This is a genomic window from Pseudomaricurvus alcaniphilus (assembly GCF_011440395.1).
Taxonomy (GTDB): domain Bacteria; phylum Pseudomonadota; class Gammaproteobacteria; order Pseudomonadales; family Cellvibrionaceae; genus Pseudomaricurvus; species Pseudomaricurvus alcaniphilus.
This window is the reverse complement of the sequence record NZ_JAAOIX010000003.1, coordinates 282,089-298,877: the sequence shown is the minus strand read 5'-3', so window position 1 is coordinate 298,877 and position 16,789 is coordinate 282,089. Positions and strand designations below refer to the sequence as shown.

The window sequence follows — 16,789 nt, the reverse complement described above, 5'->3', positions numbered from 1 at the left end:
CGCGGCGCTAACACCGGGGTGACCTTGACAGGGAATGACGTTAACCGGATTTACCTGTTACTCAGGTTCGACCCTATTAAAAGTCTTTGTGCAGCATTAATCGTAAAGCACTACCGAGCGAATACTTTCCCCGGAGTGCATCAGGTCAAAGGCCTTGTTGATGTCGGTGAGGGGCATGGTGTGGGTGATCAGGTCATCGATATTGATGTGCCCCTCCATATACCAGTCGACGATCTTCGGCACATCGGTACGGCCGCGGGCGCCGCCAAATGCGGTGCCACGCCAGGAGCGACCGGTGACCAACTGGAACGGGCGAGTTGATATCTCCTGGCCGGCGCCGGCGACACCGACGATGCAGCTTTGCCCCCAACCCTTGTGACAGCACTCCAGCGCCTGGCGCATAACGTTGACGTTGCCGATGCACTCGAAGCTGTAATCGACACCGCCGCCCGTCATCTGGATCAGGTGATCCACCACATTGTCCACTTCCTTGGGGTTGACGAAATCGGTCATGCCAAACTTCTTCGCCAGCGCCACCTTGGACGGGTTGATATCGACCCCGATGATACGTGTGGCACCCACCATCTTGGCGCCCTGAATGACGTTCAGGCCGATACCGCCGAGGCCAAATACCGCCACCGTGGAGCCGGCTTCAACTTTCATGGTAAAGGCCACCGCGCCTATACCGGTGGTGACGCCGCAACCGATGTAACAGATCTTGTCGAACGGCGCGTCATCGCGCACTTTGGCCAGGGCAATTTCCGGCAACACGGTGTAGTTGGAAAAGGTGGAGCAACCCATATAGTGCAGGATCGGCTTGCCGTCGAGGGAGAAGCGACTGCTGCCATCGGGCATCAGGCCCTGGCCCTGGGTTGAGCGGATCGACTGACAGAGGTTGGTTTTCGGGTTGAGGCAAAAATTGCACTCCCGGCACTCCGGCGTGTACAGGGGAATTACGTGGTCGCCAGGCTTGAGGCCCTTCACCCCCGGACCCACTTCCACCACCACGCCGGCGCCTTCATGGCCGAGAATGGCGGGAAAGGCCCCTTCCGGGTCATCGCCGGACAGGGTAAAGGCGTCGGTGTGACAGACACCGGTGGCCTTGATCTCCACCATCACCTCACCGGCCTTGGGCCCTTCCAGGTCGACATCCACTACCTCGAGGGGTTTGCCTGCCGCAAAGGCTACCGCTGCTTTTGTCTTCATTCTTTGCTCCGCTTTTATATATAGGTTGAAAAGTCTGAGCCAGTATATATTTTGTTCCCCGGAATGATAATATAGCCGCCAGTCAACTGATTGTTGCCAGGCAACAACAATGATCTCATCGGATACCCTTTGGAAAAGCAACCTATGAGCCGCTGGGATGCCACCGAAATATTTGTCACCGTCGTCAACGAAGGCAGCTTTTCCGCCGCCTCCCGGCGTTTGGGGCTGTCCAAGTCCCACGCCAGCCGCCAGGTGAGCCAGCTGGAAAATCGCCTCGGGGTGCAATTGCTGCAACGCACCACCCGCAAACTGGCGCTGACGGAAACCGGCCAGGCCTACTACCAGCGCTGCAGCGATATCGTCAACCAGCTCAACGAAGTGGAGCTGGCGGTGATCGACCAGCAGGAAAAACCCCGCGGCAACCTGCGCCTGACCGTTGCCGGTGCCTTTGGCGAGCGCTACGTGGCCCCCGCCGCCGCCATCTTTATGCAGCAGCACCCGGAGCTCAGCATCGAACTGGACTTTACCAACCGCAACGTCGACCTGGTGGCTGAGGGCTACGACCTGGCCATCCGCGCCGGAGTGTTGAAAGATTCGTCCTTGATCGCCCGCCGCATTGCCAACCGGCAGTTGATCACCTGCGCCAGCCGCGATTATTTTGACCGCTACGGCTTTCCGGAGGATTTGCGCGCACTGAAAGCCCACAACTGCCTGGTGGGGTCGCTGCCCACCTGGCGCTTTCGCGACGAGAGCGGCCAACATCTGGACATCAAGGTGGAGGGCAACTGGCACAGTAACAACGGCCACGCCCTGCTCGCCGCTGCCCGCAAGGGCCTGGGGTTGGTGCAACTGCCGGAGTTCTACGTCTACGCCGACATCAATGCCGGCCGTTTGCAGACCACACTGGAGAGTTTCCAGGCCACCGACACCGCGGTCTGGGCCATCTACCCCAGTAACCGCCACCTGTCACCCAAGGTGCGGATGTTTGTCGAGCACCTGGTCAGCCAGTTCGAAACGGTGGATTATTTGTAGCCCACCACGGCATGCGTTTGCCGCCGGGCACCGGTTATACCTTTAACTCAAAGCTGATCCCGGTAGAATACAGCCCTTTCCATCTAGGAGCCTGTCGGACTTAGGTGCCCGTAGCGAGAGAAAGTCCGATTTGAGTCAGTTTTTAACCATTTTTGAGGCGAATAGTGGTTCTATTTAACGAGAAAATGGTTAAAAAATGGACAAACTCGGCTTTTTCGCAGCAGGGCAACCCTAAGTCCGACAGGCTCCTAGCCTTGGGCGGCCTGACCATAGACTTTTTTTGCTACTGGTTATCCAGAACTCCGCACCTGCACCAGCGCAATCACTCCGGAATCCAACATGACCATAGAACTGGTTGTAGATGGTGCGATCGCCACCATCAACCTCAGCAACCCCGCCAAACACAACTCGCTCACCGCTGACGCGGTCAGCTTGTTTATACGACACCTCGATACGCTGCGCACGGATCCCGCGGTACGGGTATTGATTGTCACCAATCGGGAGGGTAAGACCTTCTGTGCCGGCGCATCGCTGCAGCAAATGCTCGACGGCAGTATGAGTGGCGAGCTGTTTTCCACCCTGACCAATTCACTGGCCACCCTGCCAATCCCCACCATCGCCATGCTCAACGGTAACGCCTACGGCGGCGGTGCCGAACTGGCACTGTGCTGTGACTTTCGCTTCGGCACGCCGGGAATGCGCCTGTTTGTGCCGCCCGCCCGCATTGGCCTGTGCTATCCGCTGGACGGAATCAAACGCCTGGTCAGGAATTTGGGCAACACATTCGCCAAGCGCCTGCTGATTGCCGGTGAAGAGTTCAACGGCCAGCAACTCTATGAACTGGGTTATCTCACCCACTTGCTGGCACCCGAAGACCTGGAAAGCGCTACCAGTGATTTTGCCCAAACCATTGCCGGCCTGGCACCACTGGCAGTGCAGGCCATGAAGCAATTATGTGACCAGATTACCCATCACCAACTGGACCCCGAGGCTGCCGCCGAGCTCATTGCCACTTGCAATGCTTCCCCGGATTTACAGGAGGGGCTGCAAGCGGTCAACGAGAAGCGCACACCGGTCTTTCGCGGCAAGTGAGCGGGGCAGGACAAGCCACCAGCCAGCACTACAGATAGCTACGACCGCATCATATATAGTTACGACCACATAACACCCAGCGCCTTGCGCCCCATAATGACGTCATCAAACACAATGCGAGCGCCTGACTGGTCCGCCAGTGAGGCGCCGTAACAGACGTGCAGGGGCAGCAAGTGCTCTTCCCGGGGGTGGCAGTAACTGGCGTGGGGCGCCCGCCTCCAGTCGATCAGCATTTGGGTCCGCTCCGGCTCGCTGAGGCGCGGATTGACCAGGGTGTCCAGTAACCAATGCTGAAATTCCACATGCTCGTTATTCCCCGGGTCGTCGGTAAAAAACGCCTGCAGATTGTGAAACGACAAGCCGGAGCCGAAAAGCAACACCCCCTGCTGGCGCAGTTCCGCCAGCGCCCTGCCCAGCTCGATGTGTTTGGCCGGATCCAGGTCACTGCGCAGTGACAGCTGGATACAGGGGATATCCGCCTCTGGGTACACCAGTTTCAGCGGGATAAACAGGCCGTGGTCAAACCCGCGCTGCGGATCAATGGTGGCCGCTATCCCCTTTTTATCCAGTAGCTGTTGCACGGATTGCGCCAGTGCCGGTGCGCCCGGTGCCGGGTATTCGATGGTGTAGGACTCGGGGGGAAAATTGTAGTAATCGTAGATTAAGCCCGGGTTCTCGGCGCCGGTCAGGGTCGGAATCTCTTCTTCCCAGTGGGCGCTGATCACCACTATGGCTTTGGGCTGGCCCAAAGTTGCGCCGAGGCCTCGCAAAAAGTCGATCAATGCCTGGTGATCGTCTGCCCCCAGCACCGGCCTTGGGCCACCTCCGTGGGGAATATAGACAATGGGAAATTCGCTGCTCATGGGCCGCCTTATGGGATAAATGATAGTGGTACTCGGAACGCTGGCGACTCCCGCATAACTTGGCCGGCGTGGTTGGGCGATATGATAGCGACTGGCGCGCTATGCGCAACTCCTCCTTAATTGTGCCCTGATGCCGTTAGCAATGAAGCTTGAATTATGATGATTGGGTGAGCAGGCCTTTACCTGCCGGCTAACATGCGCACCGGCATTCGCTGTGCGCCCCAGCGCCCCGCTTGCGCCTCAAATACGCCCGCGCAAGCCGTATCACAATATTTACAGCGACCGGCCGGGTTCAGGTTCCACTCCAGCAATTCGTACCAGTCGCGCGCAATCAGTGCTTCACCGCAGCTGTGACAGTGAGTGGTGCCGCCCACCCGGTCGTGTACATTGCCGGTATAGACGTAACGCAAACCGGCCTGCAGGGCGATCTTGCGTGCCCGGCTGAGGGTTGCCGCCGGGGTGTGGGCCTTGTCGGTCATCTTGTAGTCCGGATGAAAGGCGCTGAAATGCAGTGGCACATCCGGCCCCAACTCCTCACTCAGCCACTGGCACATGGCCTCCAGCTCCCGGTCGGAATCGTTTTCATCCGGAATCAGCAGGGTGGTGATCTCAAACCAGACATTGGTTTCATGTTTTAAATATTTGAGAGTGTCGAGCACCGGCTGCAGGTGGCCGCCGGTGACCTTGTGGTAGAAGTTTTCACTGAAAGCCTTCAGGTCAATATTGGCGGCATCCATATGCCGGAAAAACTCTGCTCTGGGTTCATCGCAAATATAACCGGCGCTCACCGCCACCGCCTTGAGGTTGTGCTCGTGACAGGCGAGGGCTGTATCGATAGCGTATTCCATGAATATCACGGGGTCGTTATAGGTGAAGGCAATACTGCGGCAACCCAGCTCGGCGGCGCGCTGGGCCAGTTTTTCCGGGCTGGCGGCATCGGCCAGGGTATCCGTTTCCCGGGACTTGCTCATATCCCAGTTCTGGCAGAACTTGCAGGCCAGGTTGCAGCCGGCGGTGCCGAACGACAGCACCGGTGTGCCGGGCAGGAAGTGGTTGAGTGGCTTCTTCTCGATGGGGTCGATGCAAAAGCCGCTGGAGCGGCCGTAACTGGTCAGCACCACCCGGTCGTCGAGCCGCCCCCGCACGAAACACAGGCCACGCTGCCCTTCCCTGAGCTTGCAGGCTCGGGGACAGACGTCGCACTGGATGCGACCGTCCGTCAATGGATGCCAGTAGCGCGTCTCGACCACACTGCTGTCGCGGACTATACCTGTGTCACTCATCTGCCTTTACCTCTACCAGCATGGGGAGTCTGACCAATTTAGCCGTGATTCAATCAGTGGCTCCACGATCTAACCCGGGCCCGTTTCACTGCGGCCAGCTCCCTCTCTTGAAACCTTGGGGCAATAGGCCCATATTTAAAGCTATAAGCCTGAAAGGAGGCCGATATGACTGCCACCAATCTCCGCCCGCCGGCGGTGGCCGGGCTGTTCTACCCGGAGCAACGGGAGAAACTGCAAGCCCAGGTCGAAGGATTCCTGGCCGCCGCCAGGGCAGAGGATCAATCTGCGGCTGCACAGGACAACGTGCCGTTGGCAATTGTCACCCCCCACGCGGGTTACATTTATTCCGGTGCCATCGCCGGCGTAGCCTGGGCCCATGCCAGCCGCTGTGGCGCGCACATCAAGCGGGTATTGTTACTTGGCCCCAGTCATAGAGTGGCCTTGCGCGGCCTTGCCACCAGCCCGGCCAGCCACTGGCAAACACCACTGGGCCCTGTGCCATTGGACCAGTCGGGGGCCAAACAGTTGCAGGCATTGCCCTTTGTCCAGGCCAACGCCGCCGCCCACGCCCAGGAGCACAGCCTGGAGGTCCAGCTGCCCTTTATCCAGCTACTGTTTCCCGAGGCCGAGCTGTTGCCACTGGTGGTCGGCGAGGCGAGTCCGGCGCAAGTGGCTGAAATTATTCAACATTATTGGCAGGACGGGGAAACCCTGGTGGCCATCAGCTCAGATCTCAGCCATTACCACGATTACCGCACCGCCCAGCGACTCGATCGCAGCACCTCAGACGCTATCGAACACTGTGACATTAGCGCCATTGGCCCCGAGCAAGCCTGCGGCTGCCGCTCCCTCTGTGGTTTGCTGGAGGTCGCTGCCAGCCACCACTGCCGGGTAGCCACCCTCGACCTGCGCAATTCCGGCGATACCGCCGGCGATAAACAGCGGGTAGTGGGCTATGGCGCCTACGCCGTACACTGAGGCGGGCATGCTCAACCCCGGCGAACGGCAGCAACTGCTGCAACTGGCCCGAACAGCCATTGAGCAGCCACTGCTCGACGGTGAAACTGTGCAAATTGACCTGCAGCACTGGCCGCAAAAGCTGACCCGGCCCGGGGCCAGCTTTGTCACCCTCAAACTGGCGGGCAAACTGCGCGGCTGCATCGGCACCATCGAATCCCATCGGGCACTGGTGCTGGACGTCAGTGCGAACGCCCACGCCGCCGCTTTCCAAGACCCGCGCTTCGAGCCGGTGACGGCGACCGAAGTAGAGCAACTCAACATCAGCCTTTCCATACTCAGCCAGCCGCGGCCGGTGGAGTTCCAGCAGGTCACTGAACTGCACGACATTCTCCGCCCCCGGGTGGATGGCGTCATCCTTGAGGCCCATGGCCGGCGCGCTGTTTTTTTACCGCAAGTCTGGGAAATGCTGCCAGACCCTGTAGAATTCCTGCTGCAATTGCGGCGCAAGGCTGGCATCCCGACAGACATCGACCCAGAGACGCTAAACGTATCGCGCTTCCAGGTAGAAGCTTTTTAAGCCGCTAGCGTCTCCGGCGGCAACCCAAGCTGTTTTTTGTCCCAAGCTACCCCCCGGTCGCAGTCGCATTACCGCTACCATTGATCCCCGTCTAAGCGGGAGTCATTCGCGTCACAGCAGAACAAGTCACTAAGGAATATACATTTTGGCATACGAACTCAGTTGGTGGATGGCGACCCTGTTGGTCGGCACCGGCCTGATCGCAGGTTTTATCAATATCCTCGCCGGCGGCGGCTCCTTTCTCACCATTCCGGCACTGATGCTGTTGGGCATTCCCGCCGACATTGCCAATGCCACCAACCGGGTCGGCGTCATGCTGCAAGCGGTGGAGGGTATCCGCGGTTTTCAGCGCAAAGGCATGCTGCCACAGAATGCCATCGTGCCGATGCTGGTACCCACCGTTACCGGCTCACTGCTGGGCTCACTGCTGGCTTCCTATATGCCCCTGGCACTACTCGAGCCGATTATTCTCATCACCCTGATCAGCATGGCCTTGCTGATGGTCTTCAAGCCCTCATTTGTCACGCCGCCACCGGGCACCGAGCCTCTGTCCCCCTGGCAGTCGGCGAGCGGGTTTGCGGGAATGTTCTTTGCCGGTGTCTACGGCGGTTTTATCCAGGCCGGAGTGGGGTTTGTGCTGATTGCCGCCCTCGCCGGCGCCTTGCGTTATGACCTGGTGCGCGCCAACGCCCTGAAGATGGTCGCCACCGGAGTGTTTACCGCCATTGCGCTGACGGTGTTTATTGCCCGCGACCAGATACTGTGGATACCCGGATTGCTGCTGGCGCTGGGCTCGGTAATCGGCGCGCGACTGTCGGTCAACTTCGCCGTTTCGGTTAACCAGGAAGTACTGCGCTGGTTACTGCTGGTGATCGTGATCGCGGTGTGCCTGGCGGTGTGGTTGACCTGAGCTAGGAGCCTGTCGGACTTAGGGTTGCCCTGCTGCGAAAAAGCCGAGTTTGGCCATTTTTTAACCATTTCCTCGTTAAATAGAACCACTATTCGCCTCAAAAATGGTTAAAAACTGACTCAAATCGGACTTTCTCTCGCTACGGGCACCTAAGTCCGACAGGCTCCTAGAACAAGAAGCGCACACCGAGCTGCCACTGTTGCTCGGTTAAATTCAAAGAATGACCGGCTGCGGCTCGGGCGGGACGCCGGCTCTCCATCCAACTGTATTCCGAGTGCAGGAACCAGTGCCGATTGAGCCGGTAACTGTAATTGAGGGTCGCGGCTTTGCCGTACTCGTTGTTGTTGTCGGCGGCGATGCTATCCCGGTCGACCACTGCAAATTCCTCCAACCGTGCACTGAGGCGATGGCGGGCGACTTTCTTACTCAGCATCACAAACCCGCTGTGGTAGCCGTTATTGACCAGGTCCGTGCCCGACCGGGACGACTGCATCAAGGTGTCACCTGCCAGGTACTGTGCCACCAGGTCAATGTTACCGGGCAACTGCCAATGAACCCCCAGATGGGCAAAGCGGGTGGTCCAGGCCCACTGGCCGCGCTCCACGACCTTGGGGTCGGCCTGGTTATCGTAGTAGCCCAGCAACAGCTTGCCGTGATTGTGCCAGTGCCACTGCCCGCGTAAGTGGTAGCCGAGGCGATTGTCCAGTTCCAGGAAAGGGTCGGAAGCGGCGGGTACAAAACCCGGCTCCAACTGGGGCAGTGGCAGGGTTTCATGGCGCAGGGACTGGCGACTGCTAAGCACCCAGCCGTGCCAGGAGAGCATTGCCCCCACCGGATCGTTATCCCGGTAGACCGCCATGCCAGCGCTAAAATCGTGGCCACTGTTGTGGGCATTGCCGAGCCTGGTCAGGGCAATATCAATGCCCTGGTGGCGCACCTCCTCGCCGATCCAGCTATTGATGGTGTCAAAATCAAGCGTGTAGGGTGAAGTCCAAGCGGTCTGGATATTGACCATACTCACTTGCGGATACAGCAGCCCTGCCCGGGCCTGCCAGCGCCAACCCTGCGCCGATGGTAAACCCCGGTATTGGAGATAAGCCTCGCTGAGGCCGGCACCATCCCGCACCCCGCCAAAATAGCCGAGGCCGACCAGGTGCACACTGACCGCATCGGTCAGCTCCCCCCGGTAGCTCAGTGCGGCCTGCGCCGGGGCAAGGGTGGCACCATCAGCGTATTGAAACTTGCCGTAGTCGCCGCCCAAATAGGACGGCAGCGTGTCACTGACGCTGAAGCGCAGATCCAGCAAACCACCCAGCTTGTGCTCGACGCCGTGAGCGGCGGCAAGATAAAACAACCAGGGCAGGATAATCACAACGGCTTGGCGAATATTCATTAACTGAGGGCCCCGGTATTCCTATTCACCACGCTGCAGGGAATATATCTTTGCCGGGCCCTGAGCGTTGCGCTGGGCCAACCATTCAAGCAACTCTGCTGCCGGCTTGGGCCGACAGATAAAATATCCCTGTGCCAGGTCACAGCCGTTGTTGCGCAACCAATTGAGCGTAGCCACATCTTCCACCCCTTCAGCGACCACCTGCATTTGCAGTTGGTGGGCCAGCTCGATGGTGGATTTGACAATGACCTGGTCAGCGGCGTCGCCAGTCAGGTGCTGGACAAAGGATTTATCGATTTTCAGTTCGCCAACCGGCAACTGCTTCAATTGCGCCAGGGAGGAGTAACCGGTGCCATAATCGTCAATAGCCATGCCCAGCCCCAACGCCTGCAAGCGCCGCAATTCGGCAATGGCGGCTTCCGGCTCGGCCACCACCACGCTCTCAGTCATTTCCAGCGAGATGGCCTTGCGTGCCAGCAACTCAGTGTCGATGATGGATAACACGGTTGTGTAAAAGTCTTTATCCTTAAGGTTTTCGGCGGAGATATTTACCGCAATGGACAGCTCGACGCCATCCCTCGTCCATTGCCGATACTGCCGTGCAGCCTCTTGCAATACCCAAAGGGTCAACGGGTTGATCAGTCCGGTCTGCTCGGCAATACCGATAAACGTGTCCGGGGGAATCATGCCTTTGAGGGGATGATGCCAGCGCACCAGGGCCTCGACGTGGCCGATTGTGGCTGTCGCCAGGTCCAGCTTGGGTTGATAGTAAAGCTCCAGCTGGTTTTGCTGGATGGCAATTTTCAGATCGTTGATCAACTGCAGGCGTTCGACACCCTGGTCACACATACGCGCGTTGTACACCTGCATGGGTTGGCTGCAACTGCGTGCGTACTGATGGGCAATGGCAGATTTTTGCAGCAGCCTGGCAGACTCAAGGTCATCGGCTGGGTAGACCGCCAGACCCAATTGCACTTCGATATACAGGGAAATGCTTTGGTAGCGAAACGCCGGCTCCATGGCCTTTAAAATCGCCTGGCCATGAGCGTTGACCACTGTGTCTTCAGCGGCAGCCAGGTCGTGAATGACAATAAATTCGCTGCCGCCTAAATGAAAAACCCCCTGCCCCGCTTGTAGCCGCTGCAAGCGCCTGGCCACTTCCATAATCAACTGGTCGCCGATTTCATGGCCGAGGCTCGAATTGATATCTTTAATGCGCCGTACGCTGAGCTTGGTAATGCTGAAAGGATTGCCCGGGTTGCCGGTCTTCGCCGCCAGCACCTGCAGTAGCCGGTTGCGATTGGGCAGGCCGCTCAGGTCATCGTGAAAAGCCTGGTGGGTAATGGTCTGTTCACGGCTCAATACCGCCTGCTGCATATCGTGAAACACCGCGGCCAATTGACCGAGCTCACCTTTGGCCTGGATATCCACAGTTAAATCGTAATTACCGGCAGCGATCTCTCCCGCCTGTTGTTTCAGTTCTCGCAGGGGCCGGCCGATTCGGGCGGCAATTATGTAAGCTCCTGCCAGGGATACCGATAAAATAAGCGCTGCCAGCAAACCCAGCTCCTGCCAGCGCTTGCGGATTTCGGTCAACAGATCGCCACGGTCGCCATAAATAACGGCGAGCAGCTTTTGCTCCCCCACTTCACCCAGAGGTAGGGTGGCGGCAATGACATACTCCGGAGTTTGTCCGCGAGCGATCTGGCCAATCAAGTGGGCGTACGATGCCGACCCGGCACCGTTGGCCTGCGACCGGGAAGCGGCCAGCAAACCGGTTTGCTGGCCCTCGGCAATCACAAAGCTGCTGTTCAGACCCGTCTGGCGGGCAAATTGTTGCGCCAGGCGTTGATCGATTTGAAAACCAAAACCGATCCAGCCGATTACCAGTGAACCGCTTTTGAGCGGCGCCAGGTTGAGTTGATAGTAGGAATCCTGCAGCGCATACAAGCGAGCGTCATCCTGCAGCTGCAACCATTCCGGGTAGCGGAACATAAGTCCCTGCTCCGGTCCCACCCGGATTCGGGCTTTACCCGCTGCATCGACCTGGGTTATCAGCTGGGCACTGATTTCCCCCTGGGCAGTTATGGCAATCGCTATATCGGCGTCAATGCGCTGGCGATGGTTGTTCAACGCCACCAGGAAGCTGCGGGTATCCTCCTGAAACACCTGTTTCAAGCCAAAATCCTTGGCGACGGTTTCGGCAAAAGCCGCCAGGTAATGGCGGCGGTTCTTGAATTCGGTTTGAAAAATGCTCTTGGCGGTATTGAGCTGGTAGTTTATCTGGTCCCGCTCCTGCTCTTTGGTGGCCTTGTAAATGGTATGAAAAAACGCCGCCTGTACCGCCAGCAACAGCAGTACCACGAAAAAGAAAATGGTATTTTGTAAGCTCTTCATAGCTTTATTACGCCAATCCCACTACGCCAGCCAGATAGCTCTGAAAATCTACCCTCAGTCGGCCCACGGCACCCCCTGCCCCTGTGCCAGCAACTTTATTACTGATGTTCTGCAATGACGAGCTCGCGCCTTTAGTATTCTTCAAGAAAATCAAAATCGTTGACAGATTTTTGTACCGGCAGTTGCGCCAGTGGTCGACTCAGGTGCAGCTCCAGGGCTGCCGTCTCGGGAACTCGAAAATCCAGCGCCAGGTCACTGGCCTCCTGCAATTGGGGATGCCACACCAAGGCCCGGTATTGACCCGCCGCCAAGTCGTTAAACTCCACTCTGCCGTCGCTGTCCGTAAAGCCAAAATAAGGGGTGTCTACTACCAGCAGGTAACCGCTCATCCAGTCGTGAATATTGCACCCCATCGGGATCACTCCCGCTTGCGACAGCGGCCGCACTTTCCGCTCCTCACCGGCGCGCAACTTGAACGAAAAGCGCTTCGGCCCGGCGACTGAATAGATATGGTGGGTGATATCGTCACGGTTGGTAAATACAACCTCATCACCGCTTTGGGTCACACTCAGGTAGGGCGCAAAACGCTTGCCCTGCTGGTGAATGGTGATTGCACGCGGCGCCGCCAGGCGCTCTGGCAAATCATCACCGTGTAAATAGACCACTACCCCGCTGACGACATCACCAGTGGGTCCCTTAACTCGAATGCTTACATCGCCCGCCAGGCATGACAGGGCCAGGCACGACAGTAGTATCGGTGCCAGCAACCTCATCCCGGGGGCGCCCTTTATAGCTGTTTTATTAGACATTTAAAAAAATAACGCCTTTTTAAAATAAGGCGCGCAGAATTTATCGTTCCCTTAACTCTAGGCTATAACCGGCATTACGCCAGCTGGCTAGCAGGGAAAAATACTGAAATTGATAGTCGAAACAATTGGGAGGATAAGTGCCTGCCGGTCAGGCACTATTGCAGCCACAGTCTATCCACCGGCCTGGCGAACACCTTGCCGGCGCAACAGAGCGTCAACCAGTTCGGTGAGAGGTGCTTGCACCCCAAGCTGCCGGCTACGCGCCAACACCGCGCCGCTTAGGGAGTCGATTTCCAGCTCCCGGCCTTTTTCCAGGTCCACCAGCATCGAGGTCTTGATCGCATCAAAGCCGCTGATCAGGGCAAACATTTCATCCACATCGGCTCCCCCGAGATCCACGCCATCCGCACTGGCCGCCACGGCGGTCTCCGCCATGATCGCGACTATGGCCCTGGCAAAGGCCGGGTCGGAGGTCAAAGCGCGGGTATCCAGACCGGTGATGGCAGACAGTGGATTGAGGCCGTTATTGATCAATAACTTGCGCCACAGTTCGCGGCGGATATCGTCACTGAGCCGGGCATCGATGTTGGCCGCGACCAAAAGCTTATGCCAGCTGGCCAGATCGGTCCGGCCAGTTACTGCCGCTGCGGCCTCCGCACTGGGCCAGGCGCCAATCAAAACCTGGGCGACGCCCCTGGCAACCACTTTGCCTGGCTGCTCGATATGGCCACCGATGCGTACCGCCAGCCCCCCCAGAGTTCTGGCTTGCCCCACCGCCGCCGCAATCAACGGCTCGTTGTCAACGCCATTTTGCAGGGATAACAGCGGGCAGGTGCCCTGCCGCAACCAGTCTTGCAGGTCGCCCAGGGCCGCCACCGTGGCGGTGCTCTTCAGGGTAATGATGATCAGGTCAAAATCCTTACAGCGGCAGTCCTGCTGTAATTGCTGCTGGCTCATGGCCCTGACCATGCCATTGAATTGCAGGCTTTCATGCTGAACGGAAAGGCCTTTGGCCTGCATGGCCTGTAAATGATCGCCGCGAGCGATATAGGTGACCTGGTGGCCAGCCAGCTGCAACCTGGCACCGTAGTAGCAGCCAATGCCACCGGCGCCCCAAATCATGATATTCACCGATTCCTCCATCTAAAAAAAAGGCCCGGATTTTAACAACACCCGGGCCAAAACCATTCAATGCCAGAGAATGGCGAGACTGAACTCTATCGCGAATATTGCACCGCGACGGGTTACCTTAGGCCCCGGAGGCACGCAAATTCTGCACCGTCATTTTGCTCTCCGGCGTTAAAGTGGCGTCTACAATACCTTTGAATTGGCCGGTGGTGCAGTGATTGGCCTGGATATCGACCATCGAAAAGGAGTCGTCAATTGATACGCCGGTGCCTTTGTTCTGCGGCAGGTGATAATCCGGGTGGGCCTGGCCGATCAACCAGCTTTTCCACATATCCCCCTTGCGGTCGTAGGTAATATTGCGCGGAATGGTAAACGTCTGCGCGTCAATGTAGTGCTCCCGCTTGCTGATGGGGTGGTTGGGATCCACCGGATCAGACTCCAGCAGGTAGACCTTGCGCAGCTGCCACTGGATATTGGGAAAGCACCCCCCCTTGCCACCAAACGCCACTACTTGATATCCATCGTCATCGGCGTGAGTTTCCGTATCCAGCTCCAGGTTGTTGTGATTGTACATCGGCAACAGCATGGTTTTGGTGCCCTTATAGGTCCAATTCATATCGCTGATGCGGCCGTTGTAACCTTCGAAGTCCTCGATCATCAAATCAGACCCCAAAAAGGCGTCGGTCACCTGACCGGTGGACAGACGCCGTACCCGGCGCTGGAAGCCCAGGTACAAGTAGGCGTTGTCACGCTTGAGATCGTCATCAAAGCGCTGGATTAGCAATTGGGTATTTTTAATATCAAACGGCTCCAGCACCTGCACGTAGATCCCGCGAAACAAATTCGAAGGATTAGGCGTAATCGCCGGATAGGGCTCCTGCTGGGTGCGATGGGTATAGTTGAGAAAGTGGAAATTGAACTTGACGGTGCGTTCAACCTTGCCGCTGTTCATGTCCCGGTACTTCCAGTAAAACGGCATGATCGCGGCGGAATCGCCCCAGTTATAGCCGTTCTTGTAGTTCCAGGCCAGCTTCTCCCCGGCCCGTGGATCGTCCAGGGATGGCTCCTGCGGGAAGGGTCGGCCCGCTTCGGAGCCCTCGATCTCACCGATTTTTTCGCCCAGCCTCGTGTCCCCGGCGTATTTTCGGGTGGCTTCGACATAGGAATCGTGCAGGGCGAAATCCATGGTGTCACTGACCGTAATCTCGGTATCGCCGTTTTTGATGAACTGATACATTGCCGGGTCGAGATAGTCTTTCACCGCGTCGACATTGGCGGAGCTAATGACCATGCCTGGCTGGATGGACGCCGCAGTGGGCTTACCTTTGGCATAGGGATAAAAAGACTGCTGGATAACGTCTTCGGAAATCGGTGCCGCCTGGGCAGCAACCGCCACACTGGCGCAGAGCGCCAGGGAAGAAAGTGTTTTCTTAAACATAATATTTACCTTTTTTATTCGGGTTTAAAAGCTGTAACGCACGGTCAACTGCAGTTCATCTTCCTGGTTAGCCACACCTATGGGTCCGTTAGTAAAGCGCGCCAGCGGCTCAAAGGTTTCAGTACCGGCGACCGACCAGGCAAAGGTCTCATCGCCGCCGCTCTTGACGTTCAGGGCGAGATTGAAAGTCCAGTGATTATCGGGGGTCCAGGAAATGCTGGGCGCGACCACCGTGGATTTGGCGGCCACATCGTGGGCGATAATGATTTGCGGACTGAGTCGATTGTTCATATACCAGCCCTTGAACAACAGGGTAGCAATCCAGTTATCCTCGTCATTGGGCATATCGGCGACATGGTCGAGAATATGCTCGCCAAACAGCTGCGCCGAAATCAGGAAGGCGCTGCGCGCTTTCAGCGCCGGGATAATGAGATTTTTGTCCATACCAATGACGTAGCGTGCCATCGAGGTCGCCTTATGGCCGTTGGTATCCCGCGGCAATTCTTCACCTTCGGTGTAGGCCAACTCGATACGCCAAGTGGCGTCGGTTGCCATGGAGTAGTAGTCGAATGCGCCGCCCAGCAAAGTTACCCGTGGAAAGCGAATATCGAAGACACCGTCAGGCGCAGGTAATCCTGCCGCCGCCAGGGCCGCAACCGGATGTTTGCGAAAATGCAGCGACGGTAACTGCTGGCGATAGTGCAGCGCATTCACCGAGAAGGTGGCATCGCCATAGACGCCCTCCCACTTGAAACCAAACTGGGTGTTGCTCAAACTCCAGTTGGGGTCTTCAACGTCGTGGATAATGGGCACATTATTGGAGTATGGCGCGCCGAGATCCGCCAGGTTGATATAGGCACTGAAGAAACAGCCGGCATCGAGGATCTTGTAGGGCTGGCCACAAGTGCCGAGGTTGTTGGGCCGAAACTCGTCAAAATTCCAGAGTATGGAAAAGTTGGAGTCGTCAAAGGTCGCCGTCGAACCCATGCGCCACTCGGCAGTTACCATCCACTGGGGAATGCGAATATCCTCCAGTTCATCGTAGATATTGTGACGGGAGTAATCCACCGGGTTGATAACATCGAGCACCCGGAACAGATCGGTCTTGCCCCAGACCACTTGCTGCTTGCCCAGTTTTACCGAGACTACGTCGCCATTGTCCAGGTACTTGTCGCCGCGAATATAGAGTTCGCGAATAAAATCCAGCTCGTCGTTGAACTCGGGAAACATCGCGTCATTTTCATCCTGATCCATATAGCCGCCGAGATTGCGGCACAGCAACGGATCGTTTTCGCAGGGAAATGCTACCCCGGCCGAAAGAATGGTGGTGTTTGGCCCCGGAATAAATGTGGTTGCCGCACCCCGCGGGTGCCAGTTCTGGCCCAGATAATCTTCCCCGGCATCCTTGCCAAACTCCTTATCATTCAGGTCGTAGACACGATCGTAAGTACCGCGCAGTGTCCCGTTGATAGTGACATTGCTCCAGGAACTGGTGTCCAGTGCCTTGCTGAACTCGCCCTGGATGGTGTTGCGAAATTTGGACAGGCCAACGCCGTCGCGATAATAGGTGGCATTCTCTACGAACCCCGCCCGCTCCATCTCTGCTGCGTTGACCCCACTGGCAACCCCCATGGTGAGCCCGGCGGCGACCCCCATGGAAATTGTGTTGAGAGTCCTTGTTATTTTATTGGACATGAATAC

General features: G+C 57.5%; 14 protein-coding genes. 5 read left to right on the top strand and 9 right to left on the bottom strand.

Annotated features, from left to right (window positions below; translation table 11 throughout):
• Positions 1–96: 96 nt before the first annotated feature.
• Positions 97–1,206 (bottom strand): S-(hydroxymethyl)glutathione dehydrogenase/class III alcohol dehydrogenase, encoded by a 1,110-nt coding sequence (locus G8764_RS09660; RefSeq protein WP_166164415.1) that lies wholly within the window; start codon positions 1,204–1,206, stop codon positions 97–99.
• A gap of 144 nt (positions 1,207–1,350) precedes the next feature.
• Here G8764_RS09660 and G8764_RS09655 point away from each other — a divergent pair, with 144 nt between their 5' ends.
• Both G8764_RS09655 and G8764_RS09650 read left to right on the top strand, forming a co-directional pair.
• On the top strand, positions 1,351–2,238 hold the full coding sequence (locus G8764_RS09655) for a LysR family transcriptional regulator (RefSeq protein ID WP_166164414.1): 888 nt from the start codon (positions 1,351–1,353) through the stop codon (positions 2,236–2,238).
• Between the two features lie 339 nt (positions 2,239–2,577).
• Positions 2,578–3,330, top strand: a complete 753-nt coding sequence (locus tag G8764_RS09650) for an enoyl-CoA hydratase/isomerase family protein (protein WP_166164413.1) — start codon at positions 2,578–2,580, stop codon at positions 3,328–3,330.
• 59 nt (positions 3,331–3,389) lie between these two features.
• On the opposite strand, the gene G8764_RS09645 is transcribed toward G8764_RS09650, so the two are convergent.
• Positions 3,390–4,193 carry a DODA-type extradiol aromatic ring-opening family dioxygenase gene (locus tag G8764_RS09645; protein ID WP_166164412.1) on the bottom strand — a complete coding sequence of 268 codons (804 nt, stop codon included), beginning with the start codon at positions 4,191–4,193 and terminating at the stop codon, positions 3,390–3,392.
• Between the two features lie 179 nt (positions 4,194–4,372).
• On the bottom strand, positions 4,373–5,476 hold the full coding sequence (amrS, locus tag G8764_RS09640; protein ID WP_166164411.1) for an AmmeMemoRadiSam system radical SAM enzyme: 1,104 nt from the start codon (positions 5,474–5,476) through the stop codon (positions 4,373–4,375).
• Positions 5,477–5,641: 165 nt separating this feature from the next.
• On the opposite strand from amrS, the gene amrB reads away from it, so the two are divergent.
• From amrB to G8764_RS09625, 3 genes are all read left to right on the top strand, one after another.
• Entirely contained in the window at positions 5,642–6,454 is an 813-nt protein-coding gene (gene amrB / locus G8764_RS09635; protein WP_166164410.1) for an AmmeMemoRadiSam system protein B, read from the top strand.
• Positions 6,432–7,013, top strand: coding sequence for an AmmeMemoRadiSam system protein A (gene amrA, locus G8764_RS09630; RefSeq protein WP_166164409.1), 582 nt, complete (start codon positions 6,432–6,434; stop codon positions 7,011–7,013). Before amrB ends, amrA begins: the two co-directional genes overlap by 23 nt.
• A gap of 145 nt (positions 7,014–7,158) precedes the next feature.
• Positions 7,159–7,923, top strand: coding sequence for a sulfite exporter TauE/SafE family protein (locus G8764_RS09625; protein WP_243748699.1), 765 nt, complete (start codon positions 7,159–7,161; stop codon positions 7,921–7,923).
• A gap of 166 nt (positions 7,924–8,089) precedes the next feature.
• Here G8764_RS09625 and G8764_RS09620 read toward each other — a convergent pair whose 3' ends face one another.
• The 6 genes from G8764_RS09620 to G8764_RS09595 all read right to left on the bottom strand — a co-directional run bounded on the left by G8764_RS09620 (position 8,090) and on the right by G8764_RS09595 (position 16,783).
• Positions 8,090–9,316, bottom strand: coding sequence for a hypothetical protein (locus G8764_RS09620; protein WP_166164408.1), 1,227 nt, complete (start codon positions 9,314–9,316; stop codon positions 8,090–8,092).
• Positions 9,317–9,337: 21 nt separating this feature from the next.
• Positions 9,338–11,713 carry a putative bifunctional diguanylate cyclase/phosphodiesterase gene (locus G8764_RS09615; RefSeq protein ID WP_166164407.1) on the bottom strand — a complete coding sequence of 792 codons (2,376 nt, stop codon included), beginning with the start codon at positions 11,711–11,713 and terminating at the stop codon, positions 9,338–9,340.
• Positions 11,714–11,844: 131 nt separating this feature from the next.
• On the bottom strand, positions 11,845–12,522 hold the full coding sequence (locus G8764_RS09610; RefSeq protein ID WP_166164406.1) for a cupredoxin domain-containing protein: 678 nt from the start codon (positions 12,520–12,522) through the stop codon (positions 11,845–11,847).
• A 171-nt stretch (positions 12,523–12,693) separates the two neighbouring features.
• Complete coding sequence (locus G8764_RS09605; RefSeq protein ID WP_243748718.1) at positions 12,694–13,644, bottom strand: ketopantoate reductase family protein; 951 nt, start codon at positions 13,642–13,644, stop codon at positions 12,694–12,696.
• Positions 13,645–13,771: 127 nt separating this feature from the next.
• The gene (locus G8764_RS09600; protein WP_166164404.1) at positions 13,772–15,088 is read right to left on the bottom strand and encodes a DUF1329 domain-containing protein; all 1,317 of its coding nucleotides are present in this window, start codon (positions 15,086–15,088) and stop codon (positions 13,772–13,774) included.
• Positions 15,089–15,112: 24 nt separating this feature from the next.
• Entirely contained in the window at positions 15,113–16,783 is a 1,671-nt protein-coding gene (locus tag G8764_RS09595) for a DUF1302 family protein (RefSeq protein WP_166164403.1), read from the bottom strand.
• Positions 16,784–16,789 lie beyond the last annotated feature (6 nt).